The organism is Luteimonas sp. Soil_C_16 (assembly GCF_057657295.1).
Window position 1 is genome coordinate 199,222 of the sequence record NZ_JBDGIS010000005.1, and the last position, 22,053, is coordinate 221,274.

General features: G+C 68.0%; 19 protein-coding genes, 1 tRNA gene and 1 riboswitch. Of the genes, 10 read left to right on the forward strand and 10 right to left on the reverse strand.

Annotated features, from left to right (window positions below):
* Positions 1-114 precede the first annotated feature (114 nt).
* Both AC3A5T_RS11480 and AC3A5T_RS11485 read right to left on the reverse strand, forming a co-directional pair.
* Positions 115-2,634, reverse strand: coding sequence for a S9 family peptidase (locus AC3A5T_RS11480; protein WP_487628678.1), 2,520 nt, complete (start codon positions 2,632-2,634; stop codon positions 115-117).
* A 207-nt stretch (positions 2,635-2,841) separates the two neighbouring features.
* Positions 2,842-4,563 (reverse strand): LysM peptidoglycan-binding domain-containing protein, encoded by a 1,722-nt coding sequence (locus AC3A5T_RS11485; RefSeq protein ID WP_487628679.1) that lies wholly within the window; start codon positions 4,561-4,563, stop codon positions 2,842-2,844.
* Between the two features lie 213 nt (positions 4,564-4,776).
* A riboswitch (S-adenosyl-L-homocysteine riboswitch) is annotated at positions 4,777-4,852 on the forward strand.
* 36 nt (positions 4,853-4,888) lie between these two features.
* Here AC3A5T_RS11485 and ahcY point away from each other — a divergent pair.
* Complete coding sequence (ahcY, locus tag AC3A5T_RS11490) at positions 4,889-6,337, forward strand: adenosylhomocysteinase (RefSeq protein WP_487628680.1); 1,449 nt, start codon at positions 4,889-4,891, stop codon at positions 6,335-6,337.
* Positions 6,338-6,413: 76 nt separating this feature from the next.
* Here ahcY and AC3A5T_RS11495 read toward each other — a convergent pair whose 3' ends face one another.
* Entirely contained in the window at positions 6,414-6,971 is a 558-nt protein-coding gene (locus AC3A5T_RS11495) for a DUF3228 family protein (RefSeq protein WP_487628681.1), read from the reverse strand.
* Positions 6,972-7,059: 88 nt separating this feature from the next.
* Positions 7,060-8,763, reverse strand: a complete 1,704-nt coding sequence (gene mqo, locus AC3A5T_RS11500; RefSeq protein WP_487628682.1) for a malate dehydrogenase (quinone) — start codon at positions 8,761-8,763, stop codon at positions 7,060-7,062.
* A 209-nt stretch (positions 8,764-8,972) separates the two neighbouring features.
* Here mqo and metF point away from each other — a divergent pair, with 209 nt between their 5' ends.
* Together metF and AC3A5T_RS11510 are read left to right on the forward strand one after the other, a co-directional pair.
* A complete protein-coding gene (metF, locus tag AC3A5T_RS11505; RefSeq protein ID WP_487628683.1) occupies positions 8,973-9,797 on the forward strand; it encodes a methylenetetrahydrofolate reductase [NAD(P)H] in 825 nt (274 codons plus the stop codon).
* Positions 9,798-9,851: 54 nt separating this feature from the next.
* A complete protein-coding gene (locus AC3A5T_RS11510; protein WP_487628684.1) occupies positions 9,852-10,433 on the forward strand; it encodes a hypothetical protein in 582 nt (193 codons plus the stop codon).
* 36 nt (positions 10,434-10,469) lie between these two features.
* On the opposite strand, the gene AC3A5T_RS11515 is transcribed toward AC3A5T_RS11510, so the two are convergent.
* The 5 genes from AC3A5T_RS11515 to AC3A5T_RS11535 form a co-directional block, all read right to left on the reverse strand.
* The gene (locus AC3A5T_RS11515; protein WP_487628685.1) at positions 10,470-11,837 is read right to left on the reverse strand and encodes a sensor histidine kinase; all 1,368 of its coding nucleotides are present in this window, start codon (positions 11,835-11,837) and stop codon (positions 10,470-10,472) included.
* Positions 11,824-12,507, reverse strand: a complete 684-nt coding sequence (locus AC3A5T_RS11520) for a response regulator transcription factor (protein WP_487628686.1) — start codon at positions 12,505-12,507, stop codon at positions 11,824-11,826. The genes AC3A5T_RS11515 and AC3A5T_RS11520 overlap by 14 nt, the downstream gene beginning before the upstream one ends.
* A 338-nt stretch (positions 12,508-12,845) precedes the next feature.
* Positions 12,846-13,769: a 30S ribosomal protein S6--L-glutamate ligase gene (rimK, locus tag AC3A5T_RS11525; protein ID WP_487628687.1), complete on the reverse strand. Its 924-nt coding sequence runs from the start codon at positions 13,767-13,769 to the stop codon at positions 12,846-12,848.
* A 100-nt stretch (positions 13,770-13,869) separates the two neighbouring features.
* Positions 13,870-13,943: transfer RNA gene (locus AC3A5T_RS11530), tRNA-Gly, on the reverse strand.
* A gap of 79 nt (positions 13,944-14,022) precedes the next feature.
* A complete protein-coding gene (locus AC3A5T_RS11535) occupies positions 14,023-15,870 on the reverse strand; it encodes an autotransporter domain-containing protein (protein WP_487628688.1) in 1,848 nt (615 codons plus the stop codon).
* 164 nt (positions 15,871-16,034) lie between these two features.
* Between AC3A5T_RS11535 and thiS the strand changes: the two genes are divergently transcribed.
* The 4 genes from thiS to AC3A5T_RS11555 all read left to right on the forward strand — a co-directional run bounded on the left by thiS (position 16,035) and on the right by AC3A5T_RS11555 (position 19,922).
* Entirely contained in the window at positions 16,035-16,235 is a 201-nt protein-coding gene (gene thiS / locus AC3A5T_RS11540) for a sulfur carrier protein ThiS (RefSeq protein ID WP_487628689.1), read from the forward strand.
* Positions 16,236-16,369: 134 nt separating this feature from the next.
* Positions 16,370-17,167: a thiazole synthase gene (locus tag AC3A5T_RS11545; protein WP_487628690.1), complete on the forward strand. Its 798-nt coding sequence runs from the start codon at positions 16,370-16,372 to the stop codon at positions 17,165-17,167.
* 10 nt (positions 17,168-17,177) lie between these two features.
* Positions 17,178-17,948, forward strand: a complete 771-nt coding sequence (gene trmB, locus AC3A5T_RS11550) for a tRNA (guanosine(46)-N7)-methyltransferase TrmB (RefSeq protein ID WP_487628691.1) — start codon at positions 17,178-17,180, stop codon at positions 17,946-17,948.
* 129 nt (positions 17,949-18,077) lie between these two features.
* Positions 18,078-19,922: an SLC13 family permease gene (locus tag AC3A5T_RS11555; RefSeq protein ID WP_332078427.1), complete on the forward strand. Its 1,845-nt coding sequence runs from the start codon at positions 18,078-18,080 to the stop codon at positions 19,920-19,922.
* A gap of 47 nt (positions 19,923-19,969) precedes the next feature.
* Here AC3A5T_RS11555 and AC3A5T_RS11560 read toward each other — a convergent pair whose 3' ends face one another.
* The gene (locus tag AC3A5T_RS11560) at positions 19,970-20,323 is read right to left on the reverse strand and encodes a Rieske (2Fe-2S) protein (protein ID WP_487628692.1); all 354 of its coding nucleotides are present in this window, start codon (positions 20,321-20,323) and stop codon (positions 19,970-19,972) included.
* Positions 20,324-20,400: 77 nt separating this feature from the next.
* Between AC3A5T_RS11560 and AC3A5T_RS11565 the strand changes: the two genes are divergently transcribed.
* The 3 genes from AC3A5T_RS11565 to mscL all read left to right on the forward strand — a co-directional run bounded on the left by AC3A5T_RS11565 (position 20,401) and on the right by mscL (position 21,958).
* On the forward strand, positions 20,401-20,694 hold the full coding sequence (locus AC3A5T_RS11565; RefSeq protein WP_332078425.1) for a hypothetical protein: 294 nt from the start codon (positions 20,401-20,403) through the stop codon (positions 20,692-20,694).
* A 69-nt stretch (positions 20,695-20,763) separates the two neighbouring features.
* Positions 20,764-21,489, forward strand: a complete 726-nt coding sequence (locus AC3A5T_RS11570) for a fumarylacetoacetate hydrolase family protein (RefSeq protein WP_487628693.1) — start codon at positions 20,764-20,766, stop codon at positions 21,487-21,489.
* A gap of 40 nt (positions 21,490-21,529) precedes the next feature.
* Positions 21,530-21,958 (forward strand): large-conductance mechanosensitive channel protein MscL, encoded by a 429-nt coding sequence (gene mscL / locus AC3A5T_RS11575; RefSeq protein ID WP_487628694.1) that lies wholly within the window; start codon positions 21,530-21,532, stop codon positions 21,956-21,958.
* The last annotated feature ends 95 nt before the right edge of the window (positions 21,959-22,053 follow it).

A 22,053-nucleotide genomic window follows, 5' to 3' on the forward strand; every position in this document is an offset into this window, starting at 1 on the left:
CCCGGAGGGAGAGGTGTCCGGCTGCTGCAGACTATTACTTTACGCGCGGAAAGGCCCAAGTCCGCTCGAAAGAAGTCGTCAAGCGTGTGACGTGAAGCTCCAACCTTTTGATGCTCAGCGCGCCGCGTCTTCCGCCGGCCGGTTCTTCACGTACGTGTCGAGCCAGGCATTGGTCTCGTAGAGCATGTGCAGGATCGATTCGCGCGCGCGGTAGCCGTGCGATTCCTTGGGCAGCATCACCAGACGCGCATTGCCGCCGAGGCCCTTGATCGCGGCGAACATGCGTTCGCTCTGCATCGGGAACGTACCGGAGTTGTTGTCCTCTTCGCCGTGGATCAGCAGGATCGGATCCTTGATGTCGCCGGCGTAGTTGAACGGCGACATCTGCAGGTAGGTCTCCTGCGCCTGCCAGTAGTTGCGTTCCTCGGCCTGGAAGCCGAACGGGGTCAGCGTGCGGTTGTAGGCGCCGCTGCGGGCGATGCCGGCGGCGAACAGGCGCGAATGCGCGAGCAGGTTGCCGGTCATGAAGGCGCCGTAGGAATGCCCGCCGATCGCCACGCGGCGACGGTCGGCGACGCCGCGGCGTACCGCTTCGTCGATCGCGGCTTCGGCGCTCGCCACCAGCTGTTCGATGTAGGTGTCGTTGGGTTCCGCGTCGCCCTCGCCGATGATCGGCATCGACACGTCGGCGAACACCGCGTAGCCCATCGCGAGAAACGCTTGCGGACCCCAGTAGCCGATCGCGTTGAAACGGTACGGCGAATCGGTGACCTGGCTGGCGGCATCGGCGGATTTGAACTCGCCCGGATACGCCCACATCAGCATCGGCAGCGGGCCGTCGCGCTTGGCGTCGTAGCCGGCGGGCAGATACAGCGTGCCGGTGAGATCCACACCGTCCTTGCGCTTGAAGCGCACGAGTTCCTTCTGCACGTCGCGCAGCTGCGGCGTCGGATGTTCGAACGCGGTCAGTGGAACCGGATCCGCGCCGTCAGCGGCGGCCTGCAGATTGCGCACGACATAGTTCGCCGGCTCGGTCTGGGTTTCGCGCGAGGTCAGCAGGCGCGTCGCATCGGCATCAAGTACCGCGCTCGGCGATTCGTAGTACGGCGCCTGCGAATGGAACAGCCGCGTGGTGCTGCCATCGGCGAGGTTCTGGCGATCGAGGAACGGGCGGTCGCCCTCCTCCGAGGCGCCATCGCCGATGCGGTAGATGCTGTCGCCATCCGACGCGATCAGCAGACGGCTGTTGCCGGTCGCATCGGGCATGGTCACCGCCATGCCCGGATCGGCGTAGCGATCCTCGTAGGAGCCGTCGCGCACCATCACCGCGTCGCCGCCATCGGGCTGCAGGCGCCATTCGCGGATGCGCCGCGTCTTCCACCAGTATTCGGTCAGCAGCGCGAGATCGCCGCTGCCCCACTGCGTGCCGGCGTAGCGCATCGACAGTTCGGCCAGCACCTGCGGCTGCCCGCGGAACGGCGCGGCCTGCATGTAGACGATGTCGCGCACGGCGACCTCGCGCGCCGGATCGCCACCATCCTGCGCTTCCACCCATGCCAGCGTGGCCGGCGCGTCGCTGCGCCAGGCCACCGAACGCTTGCCGGTGGGCACCGCATCGTTGCCGACCGGCAGACCTTCGACCAGCGGCAGCGTGGCGACGGTGTGCTGGACCTTGCCGTCCAGACCGACGACTTCGATGCGCCGCGGGAAGCGCGTGTACGGCACGAGATACGAGAAAGGACGATCGATCTGCTGCCGCAGGATGTGGCGCCCATCGGGCGACGTCGTCGCGCTGGTGGTCAGGCCCGGCGCGCCGATCGGCGACACGGTGCCGTCGAGCGCCACGCGCGCGAGTTGGCTGGTCATGTAGTGCGCGAACACGCGTGCGTCCTGCTCGCTGCGCAGCAGATCCTGATAGGTGCGCAGCTGCTGCACCGTGCCGCCAGCGCCGGTTTCCTGCACGTTCGGGCCGGCGGGAATGCCTTCGTCCTGCGGCAGCTCGCCCTGCCCTGCCGGCCGCAGGCGCACCAGCAGACCGGTGCTGTCGGGCATCCATTCGAAGCCGTTGCCGACCACTGCATTGAGCGGCTGCGCGAGCAGACGGCGCGCCTGTCGCGTGGCCACGTTGACGATCCACAGCTGCACTTCACCGGCGCGTACGTCGACCTGGCTGAAAGCGATATGGCGCTGGTCCGGCGACCACAGCAACGAAGCCAGCGACAGCGGCTCCGGCAGACCGGCGATGCGCTGTTCGTCGCCGCCGTCGACCGGCTTGAGCCACAGGTCGGTGACGAACGAGGCGCGGCTGGTCGAATAGGTCTTCGGATTGATGCGGATGCCGCCGAGCTTGAGCTCGGGCTGCGACACCTCGGCGATCGACGGCAGCGCCGGCGTCTGCAGGAATGCGGCCAGATCGCGCTGCGGGCTCAGCAGCAGCCGCGGCGGACGCGGCGCATCGACGATCGCCTGCAGCGCTTCGGGCGGCAACCGGTAGCCGGTATCGGCCGACGCGGCCGCGCTCTGCCCCGCATTCGCGCCTTGCGCGAGCACGGGTGCGCCCCAGGACAGGCTCGCAACGAGCAGCGTGGCGGAGACGACGACGGAGAGACGGCGGCGGGCGATCGTGGAAGACATCGGCAGGCGATCCGGAAGCACACGGGTCGTCGAGCATAACCGCCGAGTCGGGCGCAGCCGCCGCCTGCGGGACGGGACCGACGGGACTTGCGCCGCAGCGCGGCTTCCGTCAGGCGATGCGCGTGTCCACGACGCTCCAAAAAAACGGGGCCGCCCGAAGGCGGCCCCCAAACCTGACATCCAGTCGATGCCAAACCGTGCAGCGGGTCAGCGCACCTGCACATCCGCATCGATACGTGCGTAGCTGTCGTTGGCGACGTTGCCGTCGGCGCCTGCGGAAACGGTCTGCAGACGCGCGGCGAAGCCGTAGGGATCGCCGCCCAGGTTGCGGGCGAGCGAGACGGCGAAGTCCATCGTGTCGTTGACCGGCTTGCCGCTGTAGTCCTCGACGAGCACGCGCAGATCGCTGTGCGCGCCGCCGATGCCCTGCCCGCCCTCGACCGTCGCGCGGGTCTGGCCGATCAGCGCTTCGAGCTGCGATTCGCTGAAGGTCAGCGTCACCGTGTCGCCCGCACCGACCGGACCACCGCCGTCGAATCCGCCAGTCAGTGCCCAGTTCAGCAGATCGGCATTGGCCTGTTCTTCGCTGGCTTCGTTCCTGCCGAGGATGTTGCGCTCGAACCAGTTGTAGGACGGTCGATCGGTGCTGAGTTCGAACGCGTAGCTGCGCTCGCCCGGCAGTTCGTTGCCGGCGGCGTCGAAGCGTTGCTCGATCGTCAGCGGCACGTTGCTGCCGTAGCTCAGATCGGTGGTCAGTGCGCGCGAGCCGTCGGCATATTCCACCTGCACGGTGCTGCCGAGATTGGCCTGGCCACCGAGCGCGATGCTGAGCTGGTCGAAGCCGGCGCGCAGCTGGGTCTGCGACGAGTAGTCGATGCGCGAGATCGTCGCGACGTTGTCGACGCCCGGCGTTGCATGCGCGACCTGACCTGTCGCGTTGAAGTGCGCATACGCGGCCTGGCCTTCGACGCTGGAGATGTCGAACTCGGCCGTCTGCAGGGTCGCGCCATGCAGCTGGTCTTCGCGGCCCGCCATCACCGACAGATCGCCCACGCGCAGGCCGATGCCGTTGAACGCATTGATCGTCTCGGTGGGGCCGGTGGTCACGCGCACGGTGTCCGCGTCCACGCGCTCGACGGTGTAGCTCACGCCGTCGGACGCCTTGATGTTGTTCTCCGTTCCGATCATGCGGAACGAGCCGGCCAAGGCAGTTTCGGTGAATGCGCTGCTGTCGAGGGTGACACTGCCGCCGACCGGGATGGTCGTCGGATCGAAGGGATTCACGGCAGCCGCCGCCTCGACCGTCTGGCCTTCGCCCGGCAGCGTGACCTTGTAGGTGGACTCGAAACCGGTCGCGGCGCTCGCCTCGACCTCGGCGCCGCCGCGGCCGCCTGCGTTCGCTTCGCCCGACACGCTGATCTGCGAACCGGTGGTGACCGAAAACGACGTCGTGCCGTCGCCCTGGCTTTGCTGGAATTCGACGGAAGACTCGCTGGCCACGCTGATCGACGCCCCACGGCTGCTCGCCGGCGCGCCCTCGGCGCGGTTGTTGCCGAGCTCGACTTCCTGCTCCGCGGTGAGCTTGACCGTGCGGCTGTCGGGCTGCCAGGTGATGCTGCCGTCAGCGGCCTTGGCGCTGACTTTGACGTCGGTGGTGGAATGGTTCGCGCTGCCGCCGTCGATGTCGCCGCTGGCGCTCATCGGCGAGGCCGGAATCTCGATCACATCGCCAGGCTGGATCGCATTGCCGCCCTGCGCAGTGGGCGAAACCAGCTGCGGATTGGCCGCGTGGATCGCCTCGGGGCTGACCATGTAGCGCTCGGCGAGCGTCGCGACAGTGTCGCCGGCCACCACGTTGTGCCGCGTGGGATCGAGCGTCGGGGTGGGCAGGGTCGGTGCAATGGAGCCGCCGCCATCATGTACGTGCATGTTCAAACGCGTTGCCTCGTCCTGTTCATGGGAGCCACGCATCCAGCGCGGTGCGGACATGGTCTTGCATGCGGACGAAAGCGACCTACTGGGGTAAACCCGAGGTCGTCGCCGCAGCCTGAATCCACGTTCATGCCGACGGCTTCGATCGGCGCGGTTGCCGGCTCCGGCAGCAGGTCGTCAGTCACACGCCTGCGATAGAATGGGGGTCGCCTCGCCGAGGGGCGCTGCGACCGTGGACTGCACGGCCAGGCTCGGCGCGGTGTCCTGTGAACGGCGCCCGTAATCGCGAATGCGCATGGCGCATTCCACTACGGAGCCTGCTATGAACGCACAGCTGAAGACCTTCTCGACCGACGGCGATTACAAGGTCGCCGACATCACGCTCGCCGACTGGGGCCGCAAGGAACTCGACATCGCCGAGCACGAGATGCCGGGCCTGATGTCGATCCGCAAGAAGCACGCCGCCACCCTGCCGCTCAAGGGCGTGCGCGTGACCGGTTCGCTGCACATGACGATCCAGACCGCAGTGCTGATCGAAACCCTCAAGGACATCGGCGCCGACGTGCGCTGGGCCTCATGCAACATCTTCTCGACCCAGGACCACGCCGCCGCCGCGATCGCCAAGACCGGCACGCCGGTGTTCGCGTGGAAGGGCGAGACGCTGGAGGAGTACTGGGACTGCACGCTCGACGCGCTGAGCTTCCCCGACGGCAAGGGCGGCCTGATCGGTCCCGAGCTGGTCGTCGACGACGGCGGCGACGTGACCCTCCTGATCCACAAAGGTTATGAGCTCGAAAAGGGCGACGAGAGCTGGGTCAACAGCACCGGCGGCAGCCACGAAGAGCAGGTCATCAAGGCGCTGCTCAAGCGCGTGCGCAGCGAGCGTCCGGACTTCTGGACCCGCACCGTCGCCGAGTGGAAGGGCGTCTCCGAAGAGACCACCACCGGCGTGCACCGCCTGTACCAGCTGGCCCAGGCCGGCACGCTGCTGGTGCCCGCGATCAACGTCAACGACTCGGTCACCAAGTCGAAGTTCGACAACCTCTACGGCTGCCGCGAATCGCTGGCCGACGGCCTGAAGCGCGCGATGGACGTGATGCTGGCCGGCAAGGTCGCCGTGGTCTGCGGCTACGGCGACGTGGGTAAGGGCTGCGCCGCGTCGCTGCGTGCCTACGGCGCGCGCGTCGTCGTCACCGAGATCGATCCGATCTGCGCATTGCAGGCGGCGATGGAAGGCTTCGAGGTCAACACGATCGAGTCCACGCTGGGCCGCGGCGACATCTACGTCACCACGACCGGCAACAAGGACATCATCACGGTCGAGCACATGCAGGGCATGAAGGACCAGGCGATCGTCTGCAACATCGGCCACTTCGACAACGAGATCCAGGTCGACGCGCTCAATGCGCTGAAGGGCGTCGAGAAGATCAACATCAAGCCGCAGGTCGACAAGTACGTGTTCGGCAACGGCAACGCGATCTTCCTGCTGGCCGACGGCCGCCTGGTGAACCTCGGCTGCGCCACCGGCCACCCGAGCTTCGTCATGTCGAACTCGTTCGCCAACCAGACCCTCGCCCAGATCGACCTGTGGGCGAACAAGGACACCTACGAGAACAAGGTGTACCTGCTGCCCAAGCAGCTCGACGAGGAAGTCGCGCGCCTGCACCTCGAGAAGATCGGCGTGAAGCTGACCACGCTGTCGAAGGAACAGGCCGACTACATCGGCGTGCCGGTCGAAGGCCCATTCAAGCCGGACCACTACCGCTACTGATCGATCCGCTTCGCGGATGCGACACGGAACGGGCGCCGAAAGGCGCCCGTTTTCCGCTGCGAGGTGTGGATCCGTCTCAGGGCCGCCAGTTCGCGTTCCGCTCCCAGAAGTCCACGCTGCGCCGGTAGGCCTCGCGATCGAGCGGCACGCCGGAACCGCCCTCCTCCACGCCCAGCGCATTGCGCAGCATCGTGATCGGGGCCATTGGAATCTCCTCCGGCTCGGCGGTGTAGATGCAGCCGACGATGCCCCAGTCCGCATCGATCGGCGAGCCTTCCTTCGCGAGCTGTTCGGCGCTGTAGAGGATCACGACGAGATACTCGGCACGTGGCGACTCCACGCCTTCGAACCAGCGCACGAGCACCGGCAGTTCCGCGCTGTTGCGCGCTTCGTAACCCGAGCGCAGCAGGTGCCGGTTGGCGTCGGTGATCGGCACCGTCAGGCAGCGCGTCGAGGTCCAGTTGCGATGCACGTGCAGCTTGCAGAACGGCGCGTAGCCGTCGAGCACGGCGTGCGGCGTTTCGGTGTTGAGATGCGCCTCGAACTGCGCGGGCGTGATGTCCTGGATGGTGTTGCCGCGCGGCGTGCGCGGGAACAGACGCGGGCGGGCGAACGGCGTGAGAACGATGGACATCGGCGGGTCGCATGCGGGGCGCGACAGGGTAACGCGCCTGCACCGCGCAAGAAAAAGGCGGGCCTCGCGGCCCGCCTGTTCGTTTGGATCACAGCGCCTGCGTGCGCCGGTCGAGCTCGGCCTCGTCCGGGCCTTCATCGGGACCGTGCAGTTCGTCGTTCGCCGCCGGCGGCTGGCCATCGCCGACCGCGGCGCCAGGCACTTCGTGATACGGCAGCTGCAGCACGCGGCTGGTCATGCCGCGGATGCGGTTGGTCAACGCGACATCGGTGTTGAGTGTCTGGCCGAACGACGGGACGATCTGCGCGATGCGTTCGCGCCACGGGCCGTCCATCTGCGCCGGATAGGCCTTGCGCATCACGTCGAGCATGATCTTCGGCGATGTCGACGCGCCCGGCGACGCACCCAGCAGCGCAGCAATGCTGCCGTCGGCATCGGTGACGATCTCGGTCCCGAACTGCAGGATCGCGCCCTTCTCCGGATCGCGCTTGATCACCTGCACGCGCTGACCTGCGGTCACCAGACGCCAGTCGGCGGGCTGCGCGCCCGGATAGTACTTCTGCAGTTCAGCCATGCGATCGGCGTCCGACAGGCGCGCCTGGCTGATGAGATAGCCCACCAGATCCCGGTTCTCCGCGCCCACGCGCATCATGCCGGCGACGTTGTGGTTGTTGACCGAGGAGAACAGGTCGAACCACGAGCCGTGCTTGAGGAAACGCGTGCTCTGCAGCGCGAACGGGCCGAACAGCAGCACCGGCTTGCCGTCGAGCATGCGCGCATCGAGATGCGGTACCGACATCGGCGGCGAGCCTTCTTCCGCCTTGCCGTAGGCCTTCACCTCATGCTGCGCGGTGACGGCCGGATTGTCGGCAGCGAGGAACTGGCCACCGACCGGGAAGCCACCGTAGTTCGCGGCTTCCGGGATGCCCGAGTGCTGCAGCATCGTCAGTGCGGCACCGCCGGCGCCGACGAACACGAACTTCGTCCGGATCGAGCGCGTCGTGTCGCTCGCCAGATCGTGCACCGCGACGGTCCAGGTGCCGTCGTCATTGCGCTGCAGCTTGCGGACTTCGTGACGCAGATGCAGGCCGAAGTTCGGGCTGCGCTCCAGTGCCTGGGTCAGCTGGCGGGTGATCACGCCGAAATTGACGTCGGTGCCGAGCGGCATCCAGGTCGCGGCGATCCTCTGCGCCGGATCGCGCCCCTGCATCATCAGCGGCGCCCACGCGGCGATCTGCTTCGGATCTTCCGAGTACGCCATGCCGTTGAACAGCGGCTCCTTCGACAGCGCAGCGTGGCGCCGGCGCAGGTAATCGATGTTCGCGTCGCCCCAGACAAAGCTCATGTGCGGGGTGGCGTTGATGAATTCACCCGGCGCGCCGAGACGGCCGGCTTCGACCTGGTGCGACCAGAACTGGCGCGAGATCTCGAACTGTTCGGCGATGTCGACCGCACGCGCGGTCTCGATGCTGCCGTCCTCGCGTTCGGGCGTGTAGTTGAGTTCGGCGAAGCCCGAGTGTCCGGTGCCGGCGTTGTTCCAGCCGTCCGAACTTTCGAGCGACACGCCATCCAGGCGCTCGTACATCTCGATGCGCCAGTCGGGCTCGAGTTCCTGCAGGTACGTGGCCAGCGTGACACTCATGACGCCGGCGCCGATCAGCACCACGTCGACGGGCTCGGCGTTGTCCGGCTCGGGCGGCGCGCGTTCGAACAGCGGCCAGTAGAGAAACAGACCGGCGGCGATCGCCACCAGCACGACGAGGCCGACGAGGGCCTTGAGGAATTTTTTCATGACGGGATCCTTGGGGGAGGACGCCGGTCGGCGGCCAGGACCGTCGAGGGGCACGGCCCGGCACGGAGCCGGGCGACCGGCGAATTATAGGACCCGCGCGCGTGGAGCCGGCGGGAAGGCGTGTTCCACGCAGCGGGGTGGCGTGCGGGTCTTCGCTTTCATCGCGATCAAGCGATACAATCAAGGCACTCCGCCGTCGCAGGCCGCGCATGCTCCCGCTCAGCTTCGAGTTCTATCCGCCCAAGACCGACGACCAGCGCAGCCAGCTGGACCGCACCGCGAAGAAACTCGCCGTGCATGCGCCCGAATACGTGTCGTGCACCTTCGGCGCCGGCGGTTCGACGCTGAGCCACACGCCCGAGACCGTGCGCCGGCTCAAGCAGCAGCACGGTCTGGACGCGGCCCCGCATCTGTCCTGCGTGGGCGGCAGCCGCGCGGAGATCCGCGAGTTGCTGAAGCTTTACCGCGCGATCGGCTGCAACCGCATCGTCGCGTTGCGGGGCGATCTGCCGTCGGGCATGGGCCAGCCGGGCGATCTGCGGTACGCGGCCGATCTCGTCGCCTTCATCCGCAGCGAATTCGGCGACCATTTCCGCATCGAGGTCGGCTGCTATCCGGAAATCCACCCGCAAGCCGACGACGCGCGCGCGGACCTGCGTCACTTCAAGGCCAAGGTGGACGCCGGCGCGGACGCCGCGATCACCCAGTACTTCTATAACGCCGACGCGTATTTCCATTTCGTCGACAGCGTGCGCCGCGCGGGCGTCGAGATTCCGATCATTCCCGGCATCATGCCGATCTCGAACTTCAGCCAGCTGCGCCGGTTCTCGGAAGCCTGCGGCGCCGAGATTCCGCGCTGGATGCAGCGACAGATGACCGCGCACGGCGACGATGCCGATGCGATCCGCGAACTGGCGACGGAGGTGGTCACGCGCCTGTGCGAACGCCTGATCGCGGGCGGCGCGCCGGCGCTGCATTTCTATACGCTCAATCTGTCCAAGCCGACCCAGGCCATCCTCGCGCGCCTGTCCTGACGGCCACGCCCGGCGCCACTGTCGTCATCACCTGCCAGCCGCTAGGCTGCGCCGATGCCCCGCCACCCCGTCCCCGCCCTGCTGCTGACCGCCTCGGCGATCGCGGCCGTCTGTGTGTTGTCGGGCGCGTCGGCGCAGGTGCGTCGCTGCACCGCACCCGACGGCGGCACGATCTACACCGATCGCGCCTGCTCGGCCGTCGGTGCCACCACGAGTACGCCACGACGCGGCCCCGCGCCGTCCGCCCTGCCGCGGATCGGTTGCCAGCGCCAGCTGCGCGGGCTGATCCAGGAACTGAGTTTCGCGATCGACCAGCGCGACACCAATCGCGTGGCCGGGCTCTACCACTGGCAGGGCCTGAGTCACAGCGGCGGGTACCAGATCCTCGAACGCCTCGACGCGATCGCGCAGCGGCCGCTGGTCAACATCACCGCGCAGCGTCCGGCGCAGACCGTGGTCGCGCAGGAGCGATCGGGCTTCACCGGCTGGGTCAGCGCGCGCGAGATCCCGACCGCGGCGCCGGAGCGCCCGCCGACATCGCTGCGGATCGACCAGACCGGCGCGAGCGGCGGCGGCACGGTGACGACGGTGTTCGGCCTGCGCCGGCATCTCGGCTGCTGGTGGGTGAGCCTCTAGGAAACCGGGGGCGGCGCGCGTCTCTCGGGGCCGGCGTCAGTTCGCCGGCATCGACGGCCGCTCGGGCCGGAACGACAGCGTCGCCACGACGCCGCGCACTGCGCCCGGCACCACGCGTACCTGCCAGCCGTACAGCGCGCACAGACGCCGCACGATCGACAGGCCGATGCCGCCACCCTGCGAATGCTCGGCATGCGTGCCGCGATAGCCGCGCTCGAACAGTCGCGCGGCATCTTCCGCGCTGAGGCCCGGGCCGGAATCGGCGACTTCGACGGTGTGCTCGCCCAACCGCACGACCACCTCGCCTTCGAGCGTGTACTTGATCGCATTGCCGACGAGATTGCCGAGCGCCACGGTCACCGCGGCTTCGGGCGCATCGACGACCAACGGCTGCGCGCCGGCCTCGAGCCGCAGCGTCAACGTTTTGCCGGCCAGCTGGCCGCGATGCGCGTCGAACAGCTGCTCGACCACGCGGCCGACGTCGGTCGCGCCGTGCCCGCGTTCGTTGCGCGAGAGCAGCAGCAATGCGCTGATCAGATCGGTGCACTGCTGTTCGGCACGCTGGATGCGTTGCAGTCGCGTGCGGGTCTTGTCGTCGAGCTCCGGGCGCGACAGCAGCAGTTCCACCGCGCCCTTGATCACCGCCAGCGGCGTGCGCAGTTCGTGGCTGACGTCGGCGTTGAACTCGCGATCGCGCTGCACGACCTCGGTCAACCGGAACGCGTAATCATCGAGCGCGCTCGCCAGCTGGCCGACCTCGTCGTCCGGGAAATGCGGCGCGAGCGCCTCGGGCGTGGACGAATCACCGGAACTGCGCAAGCGGTTCGCCAGCGCCGACACCGGACTCATGACCCGCGCAGCCGACCACCAGCCGATCAGCAGCGACAACAGCGAGACCAGCACCACCGAGCCGAAGATCGCGCGCTGGAACTGCGTCGCGCCGCGCATCGTCTCGCTCATGTCGTAGGCGAGGAAGAACCACTCGTCGGGCGTCTTGCGCACCGCGAGCTTGTACATGAAGGGGGTGCCGTCCTCGTCGACGCCGCTGAGGTTGTGGATGCCGTCGCCGAGTTCGTACCAGTCGGGCTGGTCTCGGCGCAACTCCTGGAAGCGGTCGCGCTTGATCACGCGCGCGCGGATCTGTTCCAGCGGCACCGCGGGATTGCGCGCCGGATCGACGTAGTAGCGCCGAGCGTACTCGTCGATGTTGCGGTTCATCAGGTCTTCGACCAGCGTGTTCTCCACGCGGTCGCGCGCCTCCTGGGTCAGGAACGCGAACAGCGTCGTGAGCCCGAGACCGAGCAGCACGAACGACAGGATGATGCGACTGCGCAGACGCCGCCGGTAACGACGGCGCCCGCGCGTGCGGGCCGGTCGGCCCTGGCTGGGCTCAGGTGGCCGCATCGGGAACCGCGATGCGGTAGCCGATGCCGTGACGGGTCTGGATGTACGGCGTGTCGAACGGCTTGTCGATCACCGCACGCAGGCCATGGATGTGCACGCGCAGCGAGTCCGAATCAGGCAGCTCCTCGCCCCAGACGCGGGTTTCCAGCTCCTGCCGCGTCACCACCGCCGGCGAGGCCTCCATCAACGACTGCAGGATCTTCAGGGCGGTCGGATTGAGCTGCAGCAGCTTGCCGCTGCGGCGCACTTCCAGCGTGTCGAGGTTGTACTCGACATCGCCGACGTCGAGCACGCGCGTGTGCGTGCCCTTGCCGCGACGCGACAATGCATTGAGGCGGACTTCCACTTCCTGCAGCGCGAACGGCTTGACCAGATAGTCGTCGGCGCCCGAATCGAATCCGGCCAGCTTGTTGTCGAGGCTGTCGCGCGCGGTGAGCATCAGCACGGGCGTCTGCTTGCGCGCGTCGTTGCGCAGCTTGCGACAGACCTCGAGGCCGTCCATACCCGGCAGATTGAGATCGAGCACGATCGCGTCGAAATCGTGGACCACGGCCAGATGCAGGCCGGTGACGCCATCGGCGGCGAAATCGACGGTATGGCCGCGGTCTTCGAGATAATCGCCGAGGTTGGCGGCGATGTCCTGGTTGTCTTCGATGACGAGGATGTGCATTGGGTGTCCTTGGCGTCGCGCCCGCTCGGGCGCATACGGTGAATGCGGGTCTGCGCCGGATGATGGCACAGCGCTGCGATGCTTCCACGACGACCGTCGTCGTCGCGCATACAAACCGGGCCCGGCGCGCCCGCGCTCGAGGCACGTGCCCAGGCCGTCGACTGCCGTTACCGGGACGGGACACAAAAAGACCCGGGCGGAAACCGCCCGGGTCGAAGGAGTGTTGCCCCGATTGCCGTCATTCGCTGCGGCCCCGGTTGCCCGGGACGGAGAGAGCGCGAGCGCATTCCGGATGTGCAGATTAGGGATGCCGCCGTCGAAATCCGGAAAAAAAACGTTCAAGTTCCGTTCGGAATCGCACGCCGTGCGCGGCGGGTCGGTGGCTTCGCCGCGACGTGGGCCGAGAGGTACTCGATGATGCCGCCGGCGATGTCGTCGCTGGTGGCGTCTTCGATGCCTTCCAGGCCCGGTGAGGCATTGACCTCCAGCACCAGCGGACCACGCGCGGAGCGGATCAGATCGACACCCGCGATGCCGAGGCCGATAACCTGCGCGGCTTGCACCGCGGCGGCGCGTTCTTCCGGCGTCGTCTCGACCGGGCTGGCCGTGCCACCGCGGTGCAGGTTGGATCGGAAATCACCCGGCGGCGCCTGACGCTGCATCGCGCCGATCACCCGATCGCCGACGACGAAGCAGCGCAGGTCCGCGCCCTGCGCTTCGGCGATGAATTCCTGCATCACGAAACTCGCGTACAGCCCGCGCAGCGCTTCGACGACGCCCCGCGAGGCCGACGGCTTCTCCGTGAGCATCACGCCCGCGCCCTGGCTGCCCTCGTTGAGCTTGATGACGTGCGGCGGCGGGCCGAGCATCGCCAGCAGATCATCCGTGTCGTCCGGGTTGTCGCCGAACACGGTGACCGGCAGGCCGAGTCCTTCTGCGGCGAGCAGTTGCTGGCACAGCAGCTTGTCGCGCGCACGCGCGAACGCCGCCGAGGGATTCGGCGCGAAGGTGCCCATCAGTTCGAACTGGCGCAGCACCGCGTTGCCGTAACGCGTGACCGATGCCGCGAAGCGCGGGATCACCGCGTCGTAGCCGACGACCGGTTTGCCCTTGTAGCGCATCGAGAACCCTTCGCTGCTGATGCGCATGTAGCAGCGCAGCGGATCGAGCACGCGCACAGTGTGCCCGCGCACGCGCGCGGCCTCGACCAGGCGCCGGGTGGAGTAGAGCTTGGTGTTGCGGGAGAGGATCGCGAGCTTCATCGAATCACCGGACAGGCGCACAGCGAAGAGAGACGGACCACCAACGAAAACGGCGACACCAGTTCGATGGTGTCGCCGCACGGATGTCACACACACCGGTTGGAGCGGGTGAAGGGAATCGAACCCTCGTCAGTTGCTTGGGAAGCAACAGCTCTACCATTGAGCTACACCCGCGCGAGGTGGGCAGTCTATGCCGGCCCTGCGCGCATTGGCAACGACGCCAGCCGGGCGCCGTTGCCTGACGACGCTGGCTTCAGAAGCCGGCGCCGATCGTCGCGAACGCGGTGGTGTTGCTGCCGCCCTTCTGGCCGATTGTCAGGCTGGCGCCGACGTTGGCGTCGAGGCCGAACAGCTTGGTCTGCGTGCCCAGCGTCGCGGTGGCGTAGCTGTTGTCGTAGCCGCGCGCCGGCACCGCGTACGGCAGCGTCGACGGCAGCGACTGCGCCTGCGCGAAGGCTTCCGTCGGCGCGTCTTCCAACTCGCGATCGATGGTCAGGCGCGCATAGGGGCGGAACGCGTCGCTGGCGGCGTAGGCGAACTGCCAGCCGGCGCTGCCGATCAGCGAGTCGATGTCCTGCGACGGGTACGCCAGCGAGCTCGACACGGTCGGATCGCTTTCGGCGAAACCGTCGACTTCGATGCGCTGCGCGACCAGCGACAGCACCGGGCCGTGCTGCAGCGCGCCTTCGCCGAAGTTCCAGCCGGCGCCGATCGCGGCGGTCACGTTGCTGCCGTCGGCCTGGCCGGAATGCACGCGCGTCACCGGGCCGATCTGCACCGTGCGGTCGGTGTCGAAGTCGAGCCAGGTGTAGCTCAGCTGCGCGTTGACCCAGGCGCCGCTGTCGGCGCGCCAGCCGACGAAACCGCCGACCGTCGCTTCGCTCTGGTCCCAGTTGCCGCGACGCAGACCCCAATCGTTGCCCTGCTTGCCGTAGCCGACGAAGCCGCCGAAGGTGGTGTTGCCCGAGGTCCAGTCCATACCGGCCGTCAGCGCCGGGCCGACGCCATCGTAGGCATCGCCGTGGTCGTAACGCTGCATGTCGGCGCGCACGTCGGCCCACCAGCTGCGGCCTTCGCTGCGTGCCGGCGCCAGGCTCAGGCGGTTGTTGATGCGATCGGCGCGGGCGCGGCCGCTCACGGTCGCCGACTGCGGCAGCACCGCGATCTGCTGCGGGCCGTCGATCATCGCGATCGCCAGGTCGGCGATCATCTCGTGCGCGCGGCTGGCCGGGTGCACGCCGTCGGCGAACAGATAAGTGTCGGCCGCGGACGGGGTGACCAGCGAGTTCGGATTGCAGAAGACAGACGAGTCGCCGATGCCCGGCTGCGCGCGGCACGCGGCCGAGGTCACGTTGGCGAAGCCGTACAGCGCCGGGCTGGCGCTGACTTCCTGCAGGAAGTGGAAAGTGTCGACCGGGATCACCCGCAGGCCCTGGCTGGCCAGGCCGCCGTAGAGCGCGGTGTTGTAGGTATTGGCGAGCGCGGTGCCGGTCGCCATCGCAACGGCGCCGCCGGCGCGCGACTGCGGGGTCAGGCCGATGTCGGGGATGGACGGCACCACGACGTAGCGGGCGCCCGCGCCCTGCAGCGTGCCGACCAGACCGACCTGGGCGGTGACCGCCGAGCCGATGATCTGCTGCGCCTGCGCGGGATTGGCGGCAACCGCGAACAGATCGTTCGCGCCGCCCCACACGGTGTAGAGCGCATTCGCATCGGCACGGCCACCATTCGCGGACAGGTAGGTATTGACCTGCGACGCCAGCGACGGCGCGACACCGAGCGCGGTCGGATTGGCCACGGCCACGCGCGCACCGCCGGCAGCGTAGTTGTCGCCGACCTGGCCGTTGCCGTTCGGGTACGCCTTGGTGCCGTAACGGTCGGCCACGTGCTCGGCCCAGGTCAGGCCCGGGTTGGTGGTGAAGCGGCCGAGGAGGGCGCCCTGCGCGCCGACGGCGCGCACGATGGCCGGACGGAAATAGCCCGAGTCGGTGAGACTGTCGCCAAAGAACACCGTGCGCGAGAACGTGTCGTCGGCGAGAGCGGGAATGGCGGCCGCGGCGAGCGCAACGGCAAGGGCGGCACGGATGGGCGTGGACGACATCTGGGGGCTTCTCCTGGGGAATTGACGTTGGCCGGCGCGTTCCCGCCGGTCCATCCGGCAGCGCATGGCGCCGAATCGCGGGATCATCCCACGCCGTTTCCGGCGCCGGCACGCCGCAGTGCGGCACGCGTGCGCCGGCTGCGCGAAGCGGCGACAATCCGGCCATGAACATCCGACTCAACGGCGAGGATCTCGCCCTCGACACCGGCAGCACCATCGCCGCACTGCTCACCCAACAGGGGCTGGCCGGCCGCCGCGTCGCGGTCGAGATCAACGGCGACATCGTGCCGCGCGGCCGCCACGCCGAACACGTGATCCACGAGGGCGACCGGGTCGAGATCGTGCACGCGCTGGGCGGCGGCTGAGCGTCCATCCGGCGTCGCGTCGGATGATGCCCGGGCCCCACCGGGCACCTCCGCGTGCGGCCCGAAGCGCGCTCGATTCCGACGGCCGATCGCGAACGCCCACATGCCCCGGCCGCATCGGCGATAATCCCCCGATGACCACTGCATCCCCCGCTGATGCCGGCCTCATCATCGCCGGCAAGACCTATTCCTCCCGCCTGCTGACCGGCACCGGCAAGTTCAAGGATCTCGACGAGACCCGCCTGGCCACCGAGGCCGCGGGCGCGCAGATCGTCACCGTCGCGATCCGCCGCACCAACATCGGCCAGACCCCGGGCGAGCCCAACCTGCTCGACGTGCTGCCGCCGGACCGCTACACCATCCTGCCCAACACCGCCGGCTGCTACACCGCCGAAGACGCGGTGCGCACCTGTCGCCTCGCGCGCGAACTGCTCGACGGCCACAACCTGACCAAGCTCGAAGTGCTGGGCGACCAGCGCACGCTGTTCCCCGACGTCGTGCAGACGCTGAAAGCGGCCGAGCAGCTGGTCAAGGACGGCTTCGACGTCATGGTCTACACCTCGGACGATCCGATCCTGGCCAAGCGCCTGGAAGAGATCGGCTGCGCCGCGGTGATGCCGCTGGCCGCGCCGATCGGCTCGGGCCTGGGCATCCAGAACAAATACAACCTGATCGAGATCATCGAGAACGCGAAGGTGCCGATCATCGTCGACGCCGGCGTCGGCACCGCGTCCGACGCGGCGATCGCGATGGAGCTGGGCTGCGACGGCGTGCTGATGAACACCGCGATCGCCGGCGCGCGCCATCCGGTGCTGATGGCCAGCGCGATGCGCAAGGCGGTGGAGGCCGGTCGCGAGGCGTTCCTCGCCGGCCGCATTCCGCGCAAGCGGTTCGCCAGCGCGTCTTCGCCGGTCGACGGTCTGCTGGGCTGATCGACGCGCGATGACCAACCCGTTTTCCAGCGAAGGTGCCAAGGCCCCGCCGAAGCCGTTCACGGCAACCGAAGGCCGTCGCGAGATCCGCAGCTTCGTGCTGCGCCAGGGCCGGTTCACACCGGCCCAGCAGCGCGCGTTCGACGACGCGTGGCCGAAGTTCGGTCTGGACTACACACCATCCGAACGTGGGGGCACCCCCCGTGATTTCGACGCAGTGTTCGGCCGCAGCGCGCCGCGCATCGTCGAGATCGGGTTCGGCAACGGTTCGGCTCTGCGCCACTCGGTGCAGCTGGATCCCGCGCGCGACCACATCGGCATCGAAGTGCACGCGCCGGGCGTCGGCCGCGTGCTCAATGCGTTGGCCGAGGACGGCAACGGCAATGTCCGCGTGTATCACCACGACGCGGTCGAAGTGCTGGAACACGAGATCGCCGACGGCGCGCTCGACGAGATCCGCATCTATTTCCCGGATCCTTGGCACAAGAAGCGCCACAACAAGCGCCGACTGGTGAAGCCGGAGTTCGCGGCCTTGCTGGTGCGCAAGCTCAGCCCCGAAGGCCGCCTGCATCTGGCGACCGACTGGGCGGATTACGCCGAGCAGATGTGGGACGTGCTCGACGCGACGCCCGGCCTGCGGAATCGCGCCGGCCCGCGCGGCCATGTGCCGCGACCGCCGTGGCGGCCGCAGACCCATTTCGAAACCCGCGGGCAGAAGCTCGGGCACGGCGTCTGGGATCTGCTGTACGACCGCGTCGCCGAAGACGCCGCCGGACGCTAGAGCCGTGACACGGGCCCCAGGACGCCGGGTTCGACATCCGCTGCACGCGGCGCCGCGCAGTCTGTGGCCGATGGCCCGCGCCCGCACCGATCATTGCGTCACCCAGCGCCAGGACGGCCTGCGACGCTGATGGACACCGCGCTCGCCCTCACCACCGACATGAAGATCGTCCTGGCCCTCGTGGGCCTGACGATGGTGCTGTTCGTGTTCCAGCGCGTGCGCGCCGATCTCGTTGCGCTGGTGGTACTGGTGATGCTGGGCCTGACCGGCCTGGTCGCGCCGGAAGACGTATTCAACGGCTTCTCGTCGAACGCGACGATCAGCGTCATCGCCACGATGATCCTCGGCATGGGACTCGACCGCACCGGCGCGCTGAACCGCCTCGCGGGCTGGCTGCTGCGACGGGCCAAGGGCCAGGAAGACCGGCTGCTGATGCTGACCGCCGGTATCGCCGGCCTCAACTCCTCGGTGATGCAGAACCCGTCGGTGATGGCGCTGTACATGCCGGTCGCCGCGCGTCTCGCATCGCGCTCGGGTCTGCGCCTGGCGCAAATGCTGCTGCCCATCTGCGTGGCCATCATCATGGGCGGCACCCTGACGATGGTCGGCTCCTCGCCGCTGATCCTGCTCAACGATCTGCTGACCGCGGCCAATGCCAACCTGCCCTCGGGCTCGGCGACGCTCGAATCGCTCAACATGTTCGCGCCGTTGCCGATCGGCCTGGTGCTGCTCGCCGCGGGCCTCGCCTATTTCCATTTCCGCGGCAACCGGCAGCTGGGCGATCTGGGCGACGGCGAAGGCAACGTCACGCCGGCGCGTACACAGAGTTACTTCGCCAGCGCCTACGGCATCGACGGTGACGTCTACGAGCTCGTGGTGACCGCGGAAAGTCCGCTGGTCGGCATGACCTTCGGCGAAGCGGAATCGATCCACGATGCGCCGGTACTGCTGGCGCTCAAGTCCGAGAATGAATCGCGACTCGCGCCGCCATCGGATGCGCGCATCTGGGTCGGCAGCGTGATCGGCGCGATGGGCCAGCGCCAGCAGGTCGCCGATTTCGCCCAGAACCAGTTCCTGCGCCTGAGCACGCGGCTGCGCAATTTCGGCGATCTGTTCAATCCCAGCCGCGCCGGCATCGCCGAAGCCGTGGTGCCGCCGACCTCGAAGTTCATCGGCAAGTCCGCGGCCGAACTGAGCCTGCGCAAGAAGTACGGCGTGCGCCTGCTCGCGATCAACCGCGACAAGCAGGTGATCCGCGAGGACGTGCGTTCGATGACGCTGCGCGCTGGCGACATGCTGGTGCTGCACAGCATCTGGCAGGACCTGGCGAAGACCGCCAAGTCGCTCGACTTCATCATCGTCACCGATTATCCGAAGGGCGAGCAGCGCCCGCACAAGTTCAAGATCGCGATGGCGATCTTCGCGGTGACGATGCTGATCGCGCTGTCCTCGCGCGTGCCGACCTCGGTCGCGCTGATGGCCGGCGTCGCCGGCATGCTGGTGTTCGGCGTGCTGAAGATGGACGAGGCCTACAGCGCCATCAACTGGAAGACCGTGTTCCTGATGGCCTGCCTGATCCCGCTGGGTTGGGCGATGGATTCCAGCGGCGCGGCGGCATGGGTCGCCGGGCACACGATCGAACGGTTGCCGAGCGGGCTGCCGGTGTGGGTGCTGGAAATCGCGGTTGCCCTGCTGACCGCGGCGTTCTCGATGGTCATCAGCCACGTCGGCGCGACGATCGTCGTCGTGCCGCTGGCGATCAATCTCGCGCTCGCGGTGGGCGGCAATCCGACCGCGTTCGCGCTGATCGTCGCGCTGTCGGCGTCGAACAACTTCATGACCCAGTCGAACCCGGTGATGTCGATGATCATCGGCCCGGCCGGCTACAAGGCGCGCGAGCTCTGGCGGATCGGCCTGCCGATCTCGCTGATCTACACGGTGATCGTCGTGCTGATGGTCAACCTGCTGTTCTGACCGGCGCGATCACGTTCCGCCGCAGGCGTGATGCGTCGCGGACACGTTCAATCCAGCACGACCTGCCCGTCCTGCACGCGCACCGCGACCGCGCGCAGCGACTCGCCACGGCAAGGGCCGGCGACACACACACCGTCGGTCAACGAAAAACTCGCGCCGTGCGCGGCGCACACCAATTCACCGGTCTTCGCGCGCAGGAACTGGCCGGGTGCCCAGTCGAGACGACGCCCCGCATGCGGGCAGATGTTCAACCACGCCTGTACGCGTGCGCCGTCGCGGAACAGCACCAGCGATTCGGCATCGCCGTCCAGCGTCACCTCCACTTCGGCGAATCCGCCGTCGGCAATGGCGTCGAGCGCGAGCAGCGGCGCATGCGCTTCACGTGGATTTAACGAAGACATTACAACTCCGATCGGCCCGGGCCCGATACTGGTCGCCGGCCCACCCGCCGCATTGTGTCACGACGTTGACAGAACCCATGTCCAAGCCTTTCTTCCGCGATCTCCATGCCCGATTCGACGCCTCCGGCGTGCGCGCGATGTTCGCGCCGCGCAAACCGCGTCACCCGCTGCTGCGCATCGCGCTCGGCCTGGTCGGCGTGGCGATGCTCGCGGTGCTGCTCGTCGCCGGCGTCTTCATCGGCGCGGCGATGATCCTGTTCGGCATCGCCCGTCGCCTGCTCGTCCGCGGCCCCGCGCCGCGCCGCGATACGCGCATCGTCGACGCCGAATATCGCGTCGTGCGCGACCGCGACCACGCCGCACTGCGTTGATCCAACGCGCGCGGCGACTGCGCCGCGCCTGTCTTGCATCTTGATGGCGCGTTGCGCCGAGGACCCGCGATGACCGACCCCGCGCGCGATGTCGTGCCCGCTCTCGAGCCCGTGCGCCTGCCGGTGCGCGGCGGTGGCCGTTTCCCGGTCCGCCGCGTGTACTGCGTCGGCCGTAATTTCGCCGACCACGCGAAGGAAATGGGTGCCGAGGCGCCGGCCTCGAAGGCCGCACGCGGCACGCCGGTGTTCTTCGCCAAGCCCGCCGATGCGGTGACGACCGGTGGTGCGGTGCCCTACCCGAGCGCCACGCAGGATCTGCATCACGAGGTCGAACTGGTCGTCGCGCTCGGTGCCGACGCGCCTGCAGGCGTGCTCGCGGTCGAGGACGCGCAGGCGCTGGTGTTCGGCTACACGATCGGCCTCGATCTCACCCGTCGCGACCTGCAGGCCGCGGCCAAGGCGAAGGGCCTGCCGTGGGACATCGCCAAGGGTTTCGACGCGTCCGCACCGGTCGGCGAACTCGTGCCGGCAGCAGAGATCGGCGCGCTTGCATCGCGCACGCTGTCACTGCAGGTCAACGGCGCGCTGCGCCAGACGTCGACGCTCGACCAGCTGATCTGGGACGTACCCGAAATCCTGCACGAACTGTCGAAACTGTTCGCGCTGCGCGCCGGCGACCTCGTCTTCATGGGCACGCCCGCCGGCGTGGCCGCGCTGCAGCCGGGCGATCGTTGCGTCGCCGCGCTCGACGACGTGATCGCACTGCATCTCGAAATCACTTCGCCGTCGGTATAGTCACCCGCGCTTGTTCCCTTACACAGTGCAGGAGTGATCCATGGGCATTCTGTCCGAATTCAAGGAATTTGCGGTCCGCGGCAACGTCATCGATCTCGCGGTCGGTGTCGTCATCGGCGCATCGTTCGGCAAGATCGTCACCGCGCTGGTGGACCAGATCATCATGCCGCCGATCGGCATGTTGATCGGCAACGTCGATTTCACCGAACTGGCCGTCACGCTGCGCGCCGCGACGGTCGATGCCGCCACCGGTGAGGAGATTCCCGCGGTCGCCATCGGCTACGGCATCTTCATCAACACCATCATCCAGTTCACCATCGTCGCGTTCGCGATCTTCCTCGCGGTCAAGTTCATCAACCGCCTGAAGCGCAAGCAGGCCGAGGCGCCGGAGCCGGCCAAGCCCGCCGAGCCGAGCGAAGAAGTGAAGCTGCTGCGCGAGATCCGCGATTCGCTGCGTCCGCAAGCCTGACGCAGCGTTCCAGACACGCTCGAGCCATCCGACGGGCCGCGCGCGACAATGCCGCGGCCCGTTTCCGTTTTGTCGAACCCCTTTTCACCGCTGGA